The organism is Frankia sp. CeCAU1 (assembly GCF_977971845.1).
The window spans coordinates 1-17,990 of the sequence record NZ_CDWWXA010000102.1 but is presented as its reverse complement, the minus strand read 5'-3'; the positions used below and the strand labels follow the sequence as shown (position 1 = coordinate 17,990).

The following is a 17,990-nucleotide window of genomic DNA, read 5'->3' as shown; positions in this document are numbered from 1 at the left end:
GGGTGGAGGTGCTGAGGCCAGGGCGGGGCAGCACCGCGTCGGCCGTGGTCGCCGGCGTCACCGTGGTCGCCGGCGTCACCGTGGTCGCCGAGCCCGGTACCGCCGGCTGGCCGCCGGGGTCGCGACGGCCCTCGTTGTGCTGGTGGCGATGACCGCCTGGGTGGTCGTGCGCGGAGTGCTGGCCAAGTCCCGTCTCGACGAGGCCAGGCAGCGGATCGCCGTCCTGCAGCGGCAGGTCCTGAGCGGAGACTTTCCCCGCGAGGCCGAGCTGCGATCGCAGATCGAGCAGATCCGGCGGCGGGCCACCGCTGCGCGGGCCCTGACCTCGGATCCGGTGTGGTCGGCGTTCGGGCGGCTGCCCGTCGCCGGTTGCCCGATGCGCTCGGCGGCGACGCTGATCCGAGAGGTGGACGCGGCCGCCGGCACCAGCCTGCCGGCCGTGGCCGACCTGGGTCCCTCCCTCGATCCGCGGGTGCTGCGCCAGCGTATGACGATCAATCTCCGGGCGCTCGCCGCGGTCCGCCGCCCGGCCGAGCGATCCTTCAACGCCCTCTCCGCGTTGCGGGCAGCGGCGGAGAACGTACCCGACTGCGGATGGGCCGGGCGCGTCAGCGGCATCGCCGACGCCCGCGCCGAGATGATCGATCGGAGCCGGCGCCTGGCCGGTGCGCTGGACACCGTTGTTCTGGCCGCCCGGGTCGGTCCCGAGATGCTCGGCGGGGGCGGTGCCCGTCGCTACCTGCTGATCGTCCAGAACCCGGCCGAGTCCCGTGCCAACGGGGGGATCATCGGTGGGTTCGGCCTGCTGACCGCGGAGCACGGGCGGCTGTCCCTCGACGGCATCTCGGGCAACGGTGCTCTGCCGGGAGGTCCCACCCAGCAGCGACCCGCGACGGGGCTGCCGGTCCCGTTCGCGGCCCGTTACGGCGCCTTCTGGCCCGACCGTATCTGGGCGAACATCAACCTGACCCCCGACTACCCGATGGCCGGCAGGCTCTACAGCGCGTTCTACCGGGCCGGCACGGGCCTCGACGTCGACGGCACGATCAGCCTCGACCCCACGACGTTGTCGTATCTTCTCGCCGCGAGCCGGCCCGCGGTGCTCCCCGACGGCACGTCGGTGGCCGCGGGGCACCTGGTCGATCTCGTCGAGTCGCGCGTCTATGGCGAGATCATGGACGCGGCCGCCCGCGACCGCTTCTTCGCCCAGGTCGGTCAGGCCGTCTATGCGGCCGTGGAGTCGGGAGCCGGCGACACGACGAAACTGGTGACCGCGCTGGGACGGGCCGCTCGCGAGGGTCGGCTGGAAATATCCAGCAACCACGCCGAGGAGCAGCGGATTCTTTCGTCCACGGCGCTGGGTGGTGCGCTGCCGGACGCGCCTGGGCCGTTTCTCGGGGTCGTCACCCAGAACGCGACGGCGAGCAAGCTGGACTACTGGCTACGGCGGCAGACCACCTACCGCATGCAGCGGCAGCCGAACGGCGCCGGCCTGGCGACGATCACGATCCGGCTCACCAACGCCGCCCCCGACGGGCTGCCGGCCTATGTGCGCCACCGGCAGGATCTCAAGGATGCCGCTGGGAATCTCCGGGCGCAGAACAATCTCTGGCTCTCGGTGTACACGGGCCGAGGCAGCTGGCTCGTCGGTGCCCGGCTCGACGGTGCGCCCATCGGCCTCGCCGGCGGTTCCGAGTCCGGGCATCCCGTGCTCTCCACCTATCTCACCGTCGATCGCGGCCAGACCCGGACCCTGGAAATCAAGGTCCGGGAGCCGGTAGGCGGCCCGGCACTCACCGTGCGTCCACAGCCGTTGCCCGTCGCGGAGCGCCTGGAGGTGCAGGGGCTACCGGTCGTCCCTCCCTGGTCATCCCAAGGGTCGTCCCAAACCCAGAACTGACTACTCTGACTGCAGAGAGTTCTGGCCCTTCACTCGCATCGAGTCGCCCGCATCGGGGCCTGATCCGCTTCGTCCTCAACGCAGCGGATCGAACGGGGACAGCTCGGCCGCGGGCGCACCGGTGGCGATGGCGTCGGCGAGGAGGCGGCCGGTGACCGGACCGAGGGTGATGCCCCACATGCCGTGCCCGCCGGCGATGAAGACCCGCGGCGAGGTGGTCGGGCCGACCAGCGGCAGACCGTCCGGGGTGCACGGGCGTGGTCCTACCCACTCGGCGGTGCGGGTGTCCAGGTCCACCCCGCGCAGCAGGCCGCGGGTCGCCTCGACCACCGCCCGGATGCGCCGCGGGTCGGCCGCCGTGTCCGGATGGCGGAACTCCATCATGCCGGCGACCCGCAGGCCGTCCCTCAGGGGAGTGCAGGCCACCCGGGAGGCGGGGAAGTAGATCGGACCGCTCGGCGGCTGTTCGGTCGCGACCAGGAAGCTGTATCCGCGACCGGCCTGGACGGGAAGGCGGACCCCGAACGGACGGGCCAGCCGGGGAAGCCAGGCGCCGGTGGCGATCACTGCCGCGTCGTAAGGCCCAGCGGGCCCCCCTGGTCCGAGCAACTCCACCCGGCCACCTGCCTCGCGCACCTCGTCGATGGCCATCGCCTCGTGCACGAGGCCGCCGCGTTCCCGGACGCTGTCGGCGAGGGCGGCGACGAAGCGGCCGGGATCGCAGAACCGCTGGCCCTGCACGGATACGACGTACCGGACCTGCTCGGACAGCAGAGGTTCGAGGTCGCGGGCGGCCGCCGGGTCCAGCACCTCGGCATCGACGGGCTGGCCGGTCGCCCGGATCTCGGCGAGCTCCGTCAGGAGGGCGTCGAGGCCGGACCGGTCGCGATAGCCGGCCAGGAACGGGTCGGCGGCGCGGGTCGGCGCGGTCACGCCGCCCGCCGCGAGCTCGTCAAAGGCATCGAGAGCAGCGCGGGTCAACGGCACCAGCGCGCGCATGGCGGTTCGCCACCGCGCGGTCGTGCTGTGCCGGACGAATCCGGCGATGAAACGGGCGAGCCCCAGATCGGCGACCGGCGGCACGTACACCGGTGAGTCCGGGCGCAGGAGCACCCGCAGCCCGTAGCGCAGGACCGCGGGCTCCGGCAGGGGCGTCGCGAGTCCCGGGGTGAGCCAGCCGGCATTGCCCCAGGACGATCCGGCCCCGGCCCAGGTGGGTCCGGCGGTGAGGTGGTCGCGGTCGAAGACCGTCACCCGCTTGCCGCGGTCCTGGAGGAACCACGCCACGCACAGCCCGACCATCCCGCCGCCGATCACCGCGACCTGGTCGGGAACGGCGTGCCCCGGCCGCGGGCGTGACCCGTGCGGCGCGCTCAGCCCCGCGGCGTTCCCGGCCGGTCGGGTCGTGTCCGTCGATTCCGTCACGTCCGCCTCGATCGGGTGATTTTCCACCGCCGCCATTATCCTCCCGCGACGCCGGATCCGCTGTCCACAGCACCACCTCACCGGCCTTCCGACCTGTAATCCGTCGTCGAGTCCCCTCACCGGCCGCCTCGCCCGCGACCGGGGCCACCAGGCCCTGCTCACCGGGCACGGAATCGGCCGGACCCAGGCCGCGGTGTTCCTCGCCGAGATCGGGGACATCACCCGTTTCCCGACCCCGGGCATCTCGCCAGCTGGGCCGGGCTCACCCCACGTCACCGTGAGGCCGACACCACGGTGCACCGGGGCCACATCACCGAACAGGGCTCCACCCTGGTCCGCTGGACCGCGATCGAGGCCTCTCGATCCTGCCGGCGACCACCCCCGCCCTCGGCCCCACCAAGAGCAAGATCGGCGCCCGCCGCGGCCCGCACGCTGCTCACGTCCATGCCCAGCCACGAGGATCAAGCAACGGCCACGGCGCGTCCCCGCAACACAAACCCCAAGGTCAGCGGGCTACTCCGGCACACCCGTGAATGGACACCTCGGTGAGTGTGCGGCCACTTGGTTCCCGCAGCAGCATGGACAAACCGAGTCCGAGCAGGCAGCAGGCGGCGGCGACCCATTCGGTGGTGCGCAGACCGTGGTGGGCGACCAGGGCGGGGAAGGTCAGGGCGCCGAGGGACGCGCCGATTTTGGCGGTGCCTGACGCGAAGCCGTGTGCGGTGGCGCGCACGTCGGTGGGGAACATTTCGCCGGGGAGCAGGATGGCGGTGACGCCGGGGCCGAACCAAGTGAAGAAGCTGCTGATGCCATAGGCGAGGACGAACAGCGGCACCTGGGTGTTGACCGCGGGCACGCTGGCGATAAGCGTGAATCCGATGGTCATGCCCAAAAGCCCGAGGACTTGCAGCCGCACGTGGCCGATGCGGTCGATCCAGGCGACGGACGCCACGAAAGCGGGCAGCGCGAACACAGCGTAGAGCACGAGGTTTAGCGCGGCGACCGTGATGAGCTCCGTGGTGGGGTTGACGGCTTTGATCAGCGCTGGTGCGCTAATAGTGTTGCCGTAGTACGCGACGTCGAAGAGGAACCACACCACGGCGGTCGCGATCAGGTTCCGGACCACTCCGGGGCGCCGGATCGCAATCCTCAGCGGTGTGCGCCCTCCGGCCGCCTGGTCAGCCTCCTCGGTAGCGATCTCGGTTCCGGAGAACTCGGTCAGCTCCACAGCGGCGTCCTCGGCGCGACCCTCGACCTCGTAGCGGTAGCGGGGCGATTCGGGCATCCGGTGGCGCGCGAGGACGACGAGCAACGCGGGGAGCGCGCCGAGCGCGAGCAGCAGGCGCCAGGTGAGCTGATGGTCCAGGCCAAGGGCCAGCAGCACGATCGCAACGAGCGGGCCGGTGATGCTACCGAGGGCGTAGTTGAGGAACATCATCGCCACCATGCGGCCGCGGTGGCGAGCGTTCGCGTATTCGGTCATCAGCACGGCGGAGACGGGGTAGTCGCCGCCGATCGCGACGCCCAGGATGAAGCGGAGCACAAGCAGCCAAGCGAAGTTGGGCGCGAACCCGGTCGTGAGCGCGGCGAGGACCATGGTGACGGCGACCGCGCCGTACACGCGCTTCCGCCCGACCACGTCGGCGAGTCGGCCGGCGGCGAATGCGCCGAGGGCAGACGCGATCAAGGAACTACCGCCCACCAGCGCAACCTGATCGGTGGTCAGCCCCCATTGGGGTGTGATCAGGATCAGCGCGGTGCTGATCACGGTGAGGTCGTAGGCATCGGTGAAGAAACCCATGCCGGAGACCACAATGGCCTTGAGGTGGAACAGGCTGAACCGGGACTTGTCCAGGCCGTCCAGAACGTCGGTGGGAGCGGGGTTCGTGGTCGTCACGGGCCTTCCTCTAGGAGAGAGAACCGGTTTCAGCGGGCGTTCGTGCGTCAGAGGGTTTTGGTGGCGAGGCGGGCGCCTTCGGCGAGGGAGGTGAGGTTGGCCCAGCGTGGTCGATTGCGACGGCCATCTGGCGACCATGTCGAGATCGACGTGATCTTGAACGAGATCGGCGCGTTCCGGCCGCTGCTGGTCGGGCTGGACCTGGCCGGGGTGGCGGTGACGCCCGACGTTCTGCACTCGGTGCGCGTAAACCTCGACTGGCTGGGTACGAGAGAAGGACGGCTACCTGGCGGTGGTGAAGAACCAGCCCACCCATACGGCTGGTTGCGGGTCCTGCCCTGGGCGGCGGCGATCCAGGCGGTGGTGAGCTGTGGGCAGGGTGGGCCGGCGAGCTCTGTAGGTCGCGTTCGGGCTTTGTATCCTGCTGCCGATCCTCCGCCCGCCACAACACGACTCGTGCCCGGGTTGCTACCGGCGCCGGTGCATCCCGGTCATTCATCAACGCTCGCAGCTTTGCCCACTCATCCACTGTTGGGTCCGTTGCGCTCTGGCCGGATCAGCGAAGCGGAGGGAGACGAAAATGGTGTTCAGGATGAGGGTGTGGGCTTGATGGCTGATCATGGTCTCCCCTTGGTAGACGCTCTCCCGGCCCCCCGCCACCAGAACGACCTCGGCCATCTCCGATAGCGGTGTGTTGGCGAAGCTCGTGACCACAAGCACGGTCGCTCCGGACCGCTGGGCAGCGCGCGCCGCGGCGACGGTCTCCCTTGTCGCACCGGTGTGACTGATGGCAACCGCCACGTCACCTGGTTTCAGCAGCCGGGCCTGCACGCGCTGAATATGGACGTCCGTCGGCGCCTCAGCCCAAATGCCGATCGTCGAAAGATGGTAAGCGGCGCCCTGAGCGAGCGGCGCACTGGTGCCGACACCGAGGATAAGTACCTTCGGTGCCTGGTTGAGGAGCTGGACCACGCGAGCAAGCGCGGCCGGGTCGACGTTCGCCGGTACCCGGCTGAGCGCTGTTTCACTGGAGACCGCGAGCTTGGCCAGTATCTTCGCCGGGGTGTCCAGCGGACAAATTTTCTCCTGCGGTCGTTCCACGAATGTGAAGTGATCACAAATAAGCGCGATCTTTGCTTCCCGAAATCCTTTGAAACCGATGATATTACATGCCCGTACCACCGTTGCCACGCTCACTCCTGCAGCGGATGCGGTTTCATTCACGGTCATGTTGATGATGTCTTTATCGGCGTCCAGCATGACCTGGATGGTTTTCCTCATAGCGGGCGTCAGGTCAGCGGTCTCAGCCCTGATCCGCTCCGCGAGCTGGCCTGCTGGTCGGGTGGTGGGCGCCGCCGGCCCAGCAGCCACCGCCACGCCAGAGCAGGTCGGATCGTCCGGGTGGCTCTTCCTTCCAGGAAAGTCAGTGTCCCGTGATTCAGAGATCTTTACTCCCAGTTGCTATCGACCAACTTCTTGATCCTGGTCGGGAGAGGCTGTTGCGTTGTGCGGAGCCGCGGCTTGGCGCGCCCCACCGAGCGGCTGATCCGCCCGCCCGGGTGACTGCGGCGCATGTTTCTGGACCAGCGCAGGCCTGGAGCTGACAGTTTGGGCGGAGCGCAGCCATTTCAAACCACGCCTCGGCCGGGTTGGTGCCGAAGAACTCCGGATCGAAGGCGCCGACGTCATCCTGCAAAATCCGCTACGCCAGTACAGGTTCCGACCGGTCTCTGACCGCAACGCTTCCCGCGACGTCTCACTCCACAGCACTCACGGTACATCTGTGACCGCATCACGGCCTCCTGGAGACAATTCCAAAGCGACTCCGCGGAAGCAATGCCGCCAGGAAGGCGGAACGCAGCCCCGATCATCGCCACGGAGGTACTTCCGCCAGCATCCACGTCCGGTCACCCGAACCTCCGCTCGGACGTGCGAGCACGGTCTGATGTACCATGTCGGCTCCCCTTCGGTAGGTGGTATTTTGAAAGGTCCTGAGTGGCAGCGACTCAGCTCGCTGACACTCAGGGCAGGTTTACAGCGAACTTTCTCTTAGCGGTAAACCTTGGGTGCTCGACCGGTCCCTTGTTCGCGCCCCTGAGTCCTCGCTTCTATTCCTTGGTGGCGGTGGCGTAGTTGACGCCGAGAACGAGGCTGGTCAACCCGTGGTCGGCAATCCATTGCTCATTGGTGCGGCGGACACGGGCCGAGGTGTCGTCGTCGAGTTCCATTTCGATGCGGCGGATTCCGGTGCCGCGGACGATACGCCACCAGGCTTGCGGATCGGGTAGGGCCATAGGGGTGATTTCATCGGTGACAGCCGGGTTGGGGATGCCAGCGTTGAGCAGCATGGTGCGCAGGATGTCCGGGTTTTCGGTGCGCTGCCAGGGGATGGACAGTTCGAGGTCGGGGCGTTCGGCGCGGACGGCGTCGAGGAAGACGTCGAACATGGGGTGGAAGAATTTCGGGCCCAGGGTGGTGATGGCCAGCGTCCCGCCGGGCCGGACGAGCTTCCACAGGCCCGTGAGGGTGGCGACGATGTCTTTGGCGAAAAAGAGCCCGAGGACCATGGTGACCGCGTCGAAGGATTCGGTGTCGTAGGGCAGGGAGTCCATGTCGCCGCGGGTGAAGGTGATGTTGTCCAGGCGGCGGTCGTGGGCGTGACGGCGGGCGATGGTCAGCATCTCCTCGGAGATGTCCACGCCTTCGACCCGCCCCTCGGGTCGTACGCGCTCGGCGGCACGGAGTGCGGCCGGGCCGGGGCCGCAGGCGACGTCGAGGACACGGGCGCCGGGCTGGAGCGGGAGGCGTTCGATGGTGGTGTGGGCGCAGAACCCCCAGAACTGTTCGAGTGCGGCGTCGTAGTCCTGGGCTGCGGCGTTGTAGGTGCGCTCGGGGTCGTAGCTGTCCATGTCAATGATCATGGGTACGCTCCACAATGTAATAGACGAATCCGCGGTCTTTGTCTTTACCCACGGGAGTGGCGGTGCCGCTCCAGCCCCAGTCGGCGAGTAAGGAGAGCAGATCGTTGGGATCCCAGTATTTTTTGATCACGGTGAATTTCTGGCCGTTGTTGAGGGGGCGCTTGACGACTGGGACGGAAGATTCTTCACCGACTTCGATCTCAATGGCTTTCTCTTCAGCGGTGACATCGACAAAGATGACTTTCCCGCCGGGTTTGAGGGCATGGTCGAGCATACGCCAGAACCCCGGGAGTTTTTCGTCAGGTACGTGCGCGATCCAGTGCACGAAGAAAACGAAGTCCCATCGCCGGTCCGGTTGCCAGGTGAACAGGTTGGCATGCACAAGGGTGACATTAGGCAGGTTGCGGCTGGCGACGATATTGAGCATTTCGCGGGAGCCGTCGACTGCGGTAACGTCGTGGGCGAGTTCGCTGAGAGTCCCGGTCCAGTACCCGGTGCCTGGCGCGATCTCCAGAACGGACCCGGTCAATGGGCTGGCGCGCACGAGCTCATCGATGTACGGGCGCACGGGATCCATGTAGTTGCAGATCCACGAGGCGTATTCTTCCGCTTTGGCCGAGTAGAATTTCTGCTGCTCGTAGATTAGCTGGTCGATGTCGCGAATGTTAGTCCTCAACTGCGACTGATCGTCGGTCCTCATAGGATTCTTTCCAGGGCGTGAGAGATGTCGTCTCTGGTGAGCTCTTTGGGGTGGTTGGCGTAGCGGGACTGGGTGATGGCGGTCTCGGTGAGCGCGTCGAGGAATTTCTCGGTGACGGCGAAATCGCGCAAGCGTGTGCCGAGTCGGGCCCGGCGGAAGATATCGCGGATGAACGTGGCAATCCCGTCCGCGTCGGTGACACCGAGCGAGTGCGCCGCGAGGGCGACCCGGTCGGGAGCGAGTCTCTCCGTGGGTTCTAGCATCGCCAGGAGCATGAGGGCGACCGCGAGACCGTGCTCGATACCTAGGATGCCGGTTAGGGGGTAGCTCAACGCGTGCGGTGCGGTGGAACGGCACCAGCTCAATGCGAGACCGGCATGTAACGCCGCAGCGCTCATGCCCGCGCGGTGCCAGCGATCGGGTACGGAGACCGCGTGAGGAAGATGTGCTGCGATGAGCGTCAACGCGTGGCTGGCGTGCTGGTCGCTCTCGGGACGGTGGTTATTGCTCCAGATGCTTTCGATGGCATGTGCGGTGGCGTCCAGCCCGGTTGCCGCAGTGAGCCGGGGGTTCATCGACGCGGTCAGAGCGGAATCGATTACGGCTCTGTCAGGGTAAAGCGCGAGGGCCTCGACGCTGACTTTCCGGCCATCCTCGGTCCAGATCGAGGACCATTTGGTGACTTCGCTGCCCGTGCCGGCGGTCGTGGGGATGGCCCACAGTTCGCTCGTGCGGCTAAGGGGGACTAGACCAGCGACGAGCGAATTGAGGTCGCCGCTGCGCATTTCGAGTGAACCTGCAAGGGCACACGCCACCTTGGTGGCGTCCACCACCGAGCCACCGCCCACCGCGATGACCGAGCGCGGATTCAGGCGGCGGAGCTCGGCGGCCAACGTCCGTACAGCACCCCACCGCGCCGAGGCGACGGTCAGGTGCGTAACACCGTTCGGCGACTTTTCCCCCAAACGGGGGCCAGTGACCACCACGGCAGGGTGGCGAGCGTGGTCGAGCGCGAGCTCAAGAGCGTTGTGGCATATCTGCACCTGGACGGGGTTCCAGGAAACCGTGAGGCTGAGAGGGTCCATGGCGTTAGAACCAGCGGCGATCTTCACGTACGACCCGGGCGACCGAGGGAAAGTGCGACAGCTCGCGCTGGGTGTCGCCGCTGACGTGCCCAGCGACCCGGACGACACAGAGATCGGCGGGTTCGCTGTCGGCCCGGGAAAACGCGTGGGTAACAAAGGGCTGGATATAGAGGGAGTCGTCAGGCTCGACCATGGCCTGGCGTTCACTGGTGCCGTCCGACCAGCAAAAATGGGCGGCGTGGTTGCCATAGTTGTAGATCCAGCTGTGCAGGCTGCTGGTGAACCCACCGGTCAGATCGGTGTCGAGGGTGGCGACGCGAATGGTGAAGCCCCGCATGGCTGGCATCTTCGCTGTGCGAATCATTGGCCGGATGGTGTAGCGATGATCGGTGGACGCGGGATAGGGGTACCCAGCGTCGACGCTGCTGTGTTCGAGGATAACCTCCTTGCTGTCGTCGAAGACGGGAACGTGGAGATCACGGACGCTGATCCCGAGTGCGGCCGCAAGGTGATCGAGGTCGTGCGCGTCAAGGGGGCGGTCGCCCCCAACGGCATCGAGGGCGGTCAGCGTGGCCCCGGCATGCCGTAGCTCGGTGTCGAGTTGTTCGATGGTGAGAGCGGCATCGCGCAGGTATTGGCGTACCAGGCTCTTGGTCGCCGCAGTCGTGGTGGCCTGGTCCAGCAGATAGTGCTCGGCGCGAGCGCCGAGCACGTAGAGTTCACGCTGGGCGCGGCGCACGTTCCCGCCGAAGGTCACCGCTAGAATGAGTGCCCGTTCGGTGGCCGAGCGGCTGGTGAACGTGTGTGGCCGGAACGGGGTGGTGTAGCTGGAGTCCCCGGTGGTCATCTCGACGGCGTAGCGTCGACCGTCGACCTGCCAATAGTGGTTCACCGGTCCCACGTAAATGCTGTATTGGTGCAGAAAGTGCCCGTGGTTGAACGCGACATCCGGGTTATCGGGGTTGCAGTCGGAGACCACGCGCAGTTCGCGGATCCATTCCGGACGGAATGGTGACAGACGTGAGAACGCGGTGTCGCGGTACTCGTAGTACGGCTCCAGGTTTCCATGCCTGTCAGGCCGCCGGAAGATCCGACTTGTGGCCCGGGACTCCTTTGCACGCATGATCTTGATCCCGGAGTCGCAGTCGTCGGGAACGATACGCAGATCTGTTTCATCGATGGGATAGACCACGCCCATCCTGCGGATGACCTCGTCTGCGATCTCAGGCGTGGCGCGCCCTGCTATCACCTGGTCGATCATGGCGTGGTCGAGACCCAGTTCGGTCGCCAGTGCGCGGGAGTCGCGTTTGAGGTCGTTGGCTTCAGACAGGATGCGCGCTCCGACCAGTTGGAGATAGGTCGCTTCCTTCATCGTTGCCTCCCTGAACGTCGGGCCAGCAGCCTGCGGATTCGGTGAACCAGTTCCTCGGGCTCGGTGATGATCCGTGGGGCCACGCTGGTGCGGGGTGCGACAGGGATGTGGATGCCGGTCGGGCCCGGTTGGTGCAAGGCCGCTACTACGCTGTCGGTCACGTGGGTCGCGCGCAGCGCTTGTACATATCCGGCGGCCTGCATCATGGCCAGGACATCTGAGTGCTCGGTTGCTACGGTGGACTGACCGCCGGTGCTTTCGTGCATCCCGTTGTCGAGCACCACGTGCACCAGGTTGTGCGGGGCTCGGGCACCAACCAGCGGCAGACAGTTGAGGCCCATCAGGAACGAGCCATCCCCATCGATCACCACAACCTGCGTCTTGGGTGCGCCGTCAGCTATCCCGAGCCCCACCGGCAGTGCCGCACCCATCGATCCGACGAGATAGAAGAAGTTGGGCCTGTCCCCAACCGATTGCAGGTCTCGGCTGAGATAGCCGCAGGTCGACACGAACAGTGCGTCGGGAACAACGGAGACAAAATCGGCCAGGACCTTGGTGGGAGCTGGGGACCTCATATCGTCTCCCGCACCAGGAGCGCGACCGTCTTCCGGTCCGACAACGCCGTTGAAGTGGCCCAGCGCACCGCAGCCGGGACATCGTCCAGGATCCGGTACGACACATCGATAAGGCTGAGTAGAGGTTCGAGAATTTCACCGATGATTCTGTGCTCGATCGCATCGGGACTATATCCTCGCCAGCTGATGACCAATATCATCGGGATTTCGTAGATCAACAGTAGCGAGATCAAGGTGTTCAAGCAGTACCCCAGACCGGAGTTCTGCATGAATACAACCGGATTTCTGCCCACCAGATACGCTCCCGCTGCCGCGGCCACAGCGACTTCTTCTCGGGGTGCGGGCAGATAGCGGGCGTCCTGGTCGGAACCGAGAGATTCAAGGCGGGCGAACACGCCTTTAAATAGCGAGCATGGTACCCCGCTGAAATAGTCCCACCGGTGTTTGATGAGCTCCTCGACCAGGGCCTCACCAGTAGTCTTCTGGGACATGGCGATCAATCCTTTTATTCGTCTTTGTGCGCATTCACGTGGTCTCCGATCTCCGGCACTGAGGCGATCTGATCATCCAGTTGCGGAGCGGGGCCGGTCCTGGCTCCTCCGATCTGTCGGGCGGTGTCCTTCATCGCTTGGAGGGCGGCACGGAGTAACTGGTTCGCGAAGATCCAGTGTGTGATACCGGCCCTGGCGTACTCCTCGGCACCGAGCGCTGGATAGCAGGTTGGTGCGATGAACACCGGCGTGCGCCGATCCCATCCCCGGCCGAATTCCAGAAGTTCCTCGCCCCTGTCGGGTCGCGTGGCTTGCACAAACACCGCGTCCGCGCCGGCATCCACATAGCGGTTCGCGCGGTTCAAGGCCTCGGTCACGCTGTGCCCGGCTACCAACGCTTCGGTTCGGGCGATCAAGAAACAGCTGGGCTCCAGCCCGCGGAGCGCGGCGCGGAGGCGTTTTTCCTGTTCTTCCACGCTGGCCAGGTCCCGCTTACCGGGGTACAGGCTTGACCGCTTGTCCAGTGTGTTGTCCTCGATGCACACCGCGCTCGCGCCGGCCTGGGAGATTGTCCGCGCCGCCAGCTCTACCTTGCGTGGGCCTCCGTACCCGGAATCCATGTCCACAACCACCGGATGACACGTTGACCTCGCCACGGTCCGCGCCACACTGGCCATCTCGGAGAAATCCACCAGCCCGAGATCGGGAAGGCCCAGCGCAGCGGACACACAGAAACTGCTCACCCAGACGAAGTCGGGTTTGTGCTTGTCAGCAACACGCGCGGACAGGCCGTCATACACGCCCACTCCGAGACGTATAGAAGTATCGGTCGAGTACCAGTCGAGTGTCATGTCAGCGCCTTTTCGAATGGTGATGTTGAAGGGTTCAACACGTGATCATTTGAGCGGTATGTGTAGCGCTCCGTCGAGCCGCGCCGTCTCGCCTTCGACATGGATTTCTCGACTAGGGATTCGGAATGATATAACTTGTTCACTTTGGGATCCTTGCGAGCCCGTGACCTGCGAAGACGCATGTTGGCCTGCATTACTTACTTCATTACGGATCCTAGGCGTGCAACGGTGCATCCTTAGCCGGGTTTTGTAATCGCAACACTGGCCGAATATTCAGGGAGTCCAAGTAGCTGGACTCCGGCAGCCCGTGATCTGCGCATTCGTTGGTAGCCAACGGGCTGTCCGGTGATCATCACGGAGCCCGCGGCCGCGGGCCCGGCACCCTGCTCGTGACCGACGGTGACATACCGGAGGACGGCGCCGTCGATCAGCGTTCGGGGCGGGGAGGGGACCGGACCCTCGGGGGATACCAAAGATGATCTTTTTATCCGTCGGCCCCAACGAACCGACCACCGACCGCGCTCCGGTCACCTTCTTGATTCTTTTTCTCCGGTCTGTGAGATCATGAAGATCCGAAGCGAGCCCCCGGGGCATATCGTCAATCATCATGTTTACGCACGCTACTCCCGGATGAGCGTCGATGGGGCGCCATGCGTCACCTGAGTGCCTGTGGCGTAAATCTCTCGAACGTGGGTGCCAGACCCGCCTATCGACCTTGATCTAGCTAGCTTGCTGGGAGTTTTGGGGCGTTTGGAGGCTCCGTGTAGCCGTCATGTACGGTTCGCAACCGTGATGTCATCCTTGGTTAGGGTTCATTGGGTCCGGTCCGTGAGGACCGCGAAGTCCCAGGATGCCCCATCCTCATCGTCAAATCAACTAATAGATTGAAGATCTTGCCGTCGCCGGACGGGCACTGTGTCCCGTCCCGCCCGCGCTGGTACACGCGTGGCTCACCGTCCGCGACCGTGCGGTGTGCCGGGCAGCGGGCAGTTCTCGCCTGCTCGTGGTTACGGGTCCACGTGTAGAGCCAGGTACGGGCCCGGCGGCCGACCACACGCCCCAGCCGACGGCCGACCGTCCAGACCGTCCTGCAAGCCACGGGCAAGCCAGGAACGGAGAGCCCGTGACATCACCGGGCCCGGGTGCTACTGGCGAGAAAAACCTCAACAGCTTCTGCGCCCAGATGTCGGGACGGTCCCGCCGAGGCCTGCGCACCAAGACCGACTCCGCCGCTCGTACGATCATGTGATGGAATCCGCAGCATCGTTCCTTGACGCCTACCCGCGCGTAGCGCAGCCATCGGGCCTTCGAGCGGTGGCCGAGCAGGGCCTGGGCGACCGCGAGGCAGACGAGTTCGGCGTCGTTCAGGAGCGGTGGCCTACCGATCCGCCGGTTCCCGTCGATCCGGTCGTTGATCTTCGCGCACAGTGCGGTCAAGACGGTGTCCAAGTCTTGCGTCACACCATGACCTCAACCGCGTCGTACACAGACTCTGCGACGCGCGCCGATCTGGCATCGTGGTAAGCATCATGCCCACCGCGACCCGCAGCCGACGAACCGATGTCTCTCAACCCGGAGACAGCAGCGGGACCATCGTCGCCCGACTGCGCGCCCAGATCCCAGCCCTGACTCCCAGCGAACAGCGGATCGGTCGAGTAATCCTCGCCGCACCCGGCGACATCATCCACATGACCGTCACCGACTTCGCCGAGCGCACCGGCACCTCCGCTGCCACCGTCGTCCGCTTCTGTCACGATGTCGGCCTCGAGGGCTTCGCCAACCTCAAGATCCGCCTCGCTGCCGAACTGATACCCGCAGAGCGCGGCCCGCACGAAGACGTCGCCGTCACCGACCCGCCCGCCACCGTCCTGGGCAAGATCGCGAGCAGCGCAGCCCAGGCGATCGGCGAAGCCCCCGGGACCGTCGACCACGACAGCTTCACCCAGGCCGTGCGCACCCTCGCCAACGCCGAACGACTACTCATCGTCGGAGTCGGAGCCTCGGCCTCGCTCGCCCAGTGCGCCTCATACCGATTCCGCACCGCAGGCCTCATCACCCAGGCGTCCCTGGATCCGCAAGTCCAACACGTGACCGCACGTCTCCTACAACCAGGCGACGCCTGCCTCGCCATCAGTCACACCGGCCAAACCCAGGAAACCCTCGCCAACGCAGTCGCGGCCAAACAAGCGGGCGCCGCCACCATCGCACTCACCAGCTTCTACCGATCATCGCTCACTAAGGCCGTCGACACCTGCCTGGTCGCCGGTAGCCGCGAGACCGACTTCGGCATGGAAGCCATGAGCAGCCAAAGCATCCACCTCACGGTCCTCGATGCCCTCTACGTCGCTGTCTGTCTCGCCAACCCCGAACAAGCACAGAACACCCAGAAACTCACTGCCGAAGCCCTTGGAGCGATCCCGCACCTAGACGAGTAAGTCCGATGCCCCGCGGTCGCCCAAGCCCTGCTCGGCCACCGCTCGGAGGCCCGATGGCTGCGCTACGCGCGCAAGCACCTCGCCGGGATGTTCCCGTAGCTGCCCGGGCAGTCGGGGTACAACAAACGACCGCGTGCGGCGTTACCGCTGGTCAAGCGGATGATCCGGGAGGTGGCCGCGGACAGCGACTTCTGGTTCGACAACCGCTGGATCACTGGTTCGACCCCGGTGCCGTGCGGGGCCTCTCGGCCGACCGTCCAGCATTCCGAGGTTGCCGGCTGGGCCGGCTACAACTACCGCGCGTCGTGTTCCCGAACCACATAGGACTTACCCGTCTAGCGATCTTTGGTCTGTAGGTTCTTCACATCTGTGTCACGTTTCAGGCTGCGGGTGCGAGCCGGGCATGGTCGATGTAGCTGTCGACGTGGCGATCGAGGATGCGGAGCGCGTCGCGCGGCTCGGGTGGGGCCTGGCGCTGGTCGGCCGCGGTAAGCGGGACGAGGAGCCGGTTGGAGGACTGCAACGGTACTCGATGATCATCGTGGATGGTCTGTGTTGTGCTGGTGGAAGCAGAGGCGGCCGAGCCGGATGGGTTGTGTGCTCGGGCTGGCGTGTGATCCGTTCCTTGGCCAAGCCGGCGACGGGGTGGTCCCTGACGGGCATGGGGCCGCCGCTGACCTGGGTGGAAGCATTCCGGCCAGGCCAGCGACGGCCGCGTCACAGGTCTCTCAGGCTCGTGACGCGGGCCGGTCCCGTGCTGCGCGTACAGCCATTCGTCCAGTCAAGCCTATGGACGTCGGGTGGACACCTATGGACGGAACGCGCCGATCTTCAGGTCGGGGGATGCCCACCGGATCTACCGGAGGCCGATCGAGGCCCGCAGAACCTCGCGGTTGAGCGTGGCGATGCTGTCCAGTGGGATGCCCTTCGGGCAGGCGACGGTGCACTCCCCGGTGTTGGTGCACCCGCCGAAGCCCTCGGCGTCCATGGCCTCGACCAGGTTGAGTGTGCGGCTCGCCCGCTCCGGGGCGCCCTGGGGCAGGCTGTTGAGGTGCACGACCTTCGCCGAGGTGAACAGCATGGCCGAGCCGTTGGGGCAGGCCGCGACGCAGGCGCCGCAGCCGATGCAGGTGGCGTTGTCGAACGCCGTGTCCGCGACGGCCTTGGGCACCGGGGTGGAGTGCGCCTCGGGGGCGCTGCCCGTCGGGGCGCTGATGTAGCCGCCGGCCTGGATGATCCGGTCGAGGCCGGAGCGGTCCACCATCAGGTCGCGGACGACGCCGAACGCGACCGAGCGCCACGGCTCGACGTCGATGACGTCCCCGTCGGAGAACTCCCGCACATGCAGCTGGCAGGTGGTGGTCCGTTCCCGGGGGCCGTGGGCCTGGCCGTTGATGACCACTCCGCAGGCGCCGCAGATGCCCTCGCGGCAGTCGTGGTCGAAGCTGACTGGCTCCTCGCCCCGCAGGGTCAGCCGCTCGTTGAGCACGTCGAGCAGTTCGAGGAAGGACATGTCCGGGTTCGCGTCGGGCACCTCGTAGGTGACCATGCGGCCCGGTTCGTCCGGTCCGGCCTGGCGCCAGATCCGAAGGGTGAGCTTCACGGTCGGCTCCTCGTACAGTCGTGATCCATTGACCGGTACCGCCTCACGCGTAGTTACGCTGGGCGAGGTGGACGTGCTCGAACTCCAGAACCTCGCGGTGCAGCACCGGCGGGGTTTCCGTGCCGGCGAACTCCCAGGCCCCGACGTAGGCGAACCGGTCGTCGTCGCGAAGGGCCTCGCCGTCCGGGGTCTGGCTCTCGACCCGGAAGTGCCCCCCGCAGGACTCCTCGCGGTGCAGGGCGTCGACACACATCAGCTCGCCGAGTTCGAGGAAGTCCGACACCCGGTTCGCCCGCTCCAGGCTCTGGTTGACACTACCCGCGTCGCCCGGCACCTTGACCTGGCGCCAGAACTCCTCGCGCAGCTCCGGAAGGCGCCCCAGCGCCTTGCGCAGGCCGTCCTCGCTGCGCGCCATCCCGCACTCGTCCCACATGATCTCGCCGAGCTCACGGTGGAACGAGTCGACGGTGCGGTCACCGTTCACGGCGAGCAGGCGGGTCAGCCGGCCCGTCGCCTCGGCCGCCGTCTCCGCGACCGCGGGATGGCTCGCGTCGACCGCGCCCAGCTTCGTCGAGGCGATGTAGTCACCCAGCATGGGCGGCAGCACGAAGTAGCCGTCGGCGAGACCCTGCATCAGCGCGCTCGCGCCGAGACGGTTGGCGCCGTGGTCGGAGAAGTTCGCCTCCCCGATCACGAAGAGCCCCGGAATGCTGCTCTGTAGATCGTAGCCCACCC

The 17,990-nt window shown here is 66.3% G+C and carries 14 protein-coding genes and 4 pseudogenes; 4 read left to right on the top strand and 14 right to left on the bottom strand.

Annotated features, from left to right (window positions below):
* Positions 1-148 precede the first annotated feature (148 nt).
* Positions 149-1,900, top strand: coding sequence for a DUF4012 domain-containing protein (locus AC08OO_RS16805; protein WP_476609453.1), 1,752 nt, complete (start codon positions 149-151; stop codon positions 1,898-1,900).
* A 75-nt stretch (positions 1,901-1,975) separates the two neighbouring features.
* On the opposite strand, the gene AC08OO_RS16800 is transcribed toward AC08OO_RS16805, so the two are convergent.
* Positions 1,976-3,352 (bottom strand): NAD(P)/FAD-dependent oxidoreductase, encoded by a 1,377-nt coding sequence (locus AC08OO_RS16800; protein ID WP_476609430.1) that lies wholly within the window; start codon positions 3,350-3,352, stop codon positions 1,976-1,978.
* Between the two features lie 166 nt (positions 3,353-3,518).
* On the opposite strand from AC08OO_RS16800, the pseudogene AC08OO_RS16795 reads away from it, so the two are divergent.
* Positions 3,519-3,874 (top strand): annotated as a pseudogene (locus AC08OO_RS16795) (transposase).
* Here AC08OO_RS16795 and AC08OO_RS16790 read toward each other — a convergent pair.
* The 10 genes and pseudogenes from AC08OO_RS16790 to AC08OO_RS16745 all read right to left on the bottom strand — a co-directional run.
* Positions 3,831-5,222, bottom strand: a complete 1,392-nt coding sequence (locus AC08OO_RS16790) for an MFS transporter (protein ID WP_476609431.1) — start codon at positions 5,220-5,222, stop codon at positions 3,831-3,833. The pseudogene AC08OO_RS16795 and the gene AC08OO_RS16790 overlap by 44 nt on opposite strands.
* Before the next feature lie 498 nt (positions 5,223-5,720).
* Complete coding sequence (locus AC08OO_RS16785; protein ID WP_476618736.1) at positions 5,721-6,593, bottom strand: MurR/RpiR family transcriptional regulator; 873 nt, start codon at positions 6,591-6,593, stop codon at positions 5,721-5,723.
* A 737-nt stretch (positions 6,594-7,330) separates the two neighbouring features.
* On the bottom strand, positions 7,331-8,143 hold the full coding sequence (locus AC08OO_RS16780) for a class I SAM-dependent methyltransferase (protein WP_476609433.1): 813 nt from the start codon (positions 8,141-8,143) through the stop codon (positions 7,331-7,333).
* Positions 8,133-8,843, bottom strand: coding sequence for a class I SAM-dependent methyltransferase (locus AC08OO_RS16775; RefSeq protein WP_476609434.1), 711 nt, complete (start codon positions 8,841-8,843; stop codon positions 8,133-8,135). Before AC08OO_RS16775 ends, AC08OO_RS16780 begins: the two co-directional genes overlap by 11 nt.
* Positions 8,840-9,955: an iron-containing alcohol dehydrogenase gene (locus AC08OO_RS16770; protein ID WP_476609435.1), complete on the bottom strand. Its 1,116-nt coding sequence runs from the start codon at positions 9,953-9,955 to the stop codon at positions 8,840-8,842. Before AC08OO_RS16770 ends, AC08OO_RS16775 begins: the two co-directional genes overlap by 4 nt.
* Positions 9,933-11,300, bottom strand: a complete 1,368-nt coding sequence (locus AC08OO_RS16765; protein WP_476609436.1) for a hypothetical protein — start codon at positions 11,298-11,300, stop codon at positions 9,933-9,935. Before AC08OO_RS16765 ends, AC08OO_RS16770 begins: the two co-directional genes overlap by 23 nt.
* Positions 11,297-11,875, bottom strand: coding sequence for a thiamine pyrophosphate-dependent enzyme (locus AC08OO_RS16760; RefSeq protein WP_476609437.1), 579 nt, complete (start codon positions 11,873-11,875; stop codon positions 11,297-11,299). Before AC08OO_RS16760 ends, AC08OO_RS16765 begins: the two co-directional genes overlap by 4 nt.
* Positions 11,872-12,366, bottom strand: coding sequence for a thiamine pyrophosphate-binding protein (locus AC08OO_RS16755; protein ID WP_476609438.1), 495 nt, complete (start codon positions 12,364-12,366; stop codon positions 11,872-11,874). The genes AC08OO_RS16760 and AC08OO_RS16755 overlap by 4 nt, the downstream gene beginning before the upstream one ends.
* A gap of 14 nt (positions 12,367-12,380) precedes the next feature.
* The gene (locus AC08OO_RS16750; RefSeq protein WP_476609439.1) at positions 12,381-13,217 is read right to left on the bottom strand and encodes an isocitrate lyase/PEP mutase family protein; all 837 of its coding nucleotides are present in this window, start codon (positions 13,215-13,217) and stop codon (positions 12,381-12,383) included.
* Between the two features lie 1,281 nt (positions 13,218-14,498).
* Positions 14,499-14,678 (bottom strand): annotated as a pseudogene (locus AC08OO_RS16745) (IS982 family transposase); the annotation flags it as partial.
* Positions 14,679-14,746: 68 nt separating this feature from the next.
* Here AC08OO_RS16745 and AC08OO_RS16740 point away from each other — a divergent pair.
* Both AC08OO_RS16740 and AC08OO_RS16735 read left to right on the top strand, forming a co-directional pair.
* On the top strand, positions 14,747-15,652 hold the full coding sequence (locus AC08OO_RS16740; protein WP_476609440.1) for a MurR/RpiR family transcriptional regulator: 906 nt from the start codon (positions 14,747-14,749) through the stop codon (positions 15,650-15,652).
* Between the two features lie 6 nt (positions 15,653-15,658).
* Positions 15,659-15,967, top strand: a pseudogene (locus AC08OO_RS16735) (IS982 family transposase); the annotation flags it as partial.
* 64 nt (positions 15,968-16,031) lie between these two features.
* On the opposite strand, the gene AC08OO_RS16730 reads toward AC08OO_RS16735, so the two are convergent.
* The 3 genes and pseudogenes from AC08OO_RS16730 to AC08OO_RS16720 form a co-directional block, all read right to left on the bottom strand.
* Entirely contained in the window at positions 16,032-16,175 is a 144-nt protein-coding gene (locus AC08OO_RS16730) for a hypothetical protein (RefSeq protein ID WP_476609441.1), read from the bottom strand.
* 333 nt (positions 16,176-16,508) lie between these two features.
* Positions 16,509-17,255, bottom strand: a complete 747-nt coding sequence (locus AC08OO_RS16725; RefSeq protein WP_011437846.1) for a succinate dehydrogenase/fumarate reductase iron-sulfur subunit — start codon at positions 17,253-17,255, stop codon at positions 16,509-16,511.
* A gap of 43 nt (positions 17,256-17,298) precedes the next feature.
* Positions 17,299-17,990, bottom strand: a pseudogene (locus AC08OO_RS16720) (fumarate reductase/succinate dehydrogenase flavoprotein subunit); the annotation flags it as partial.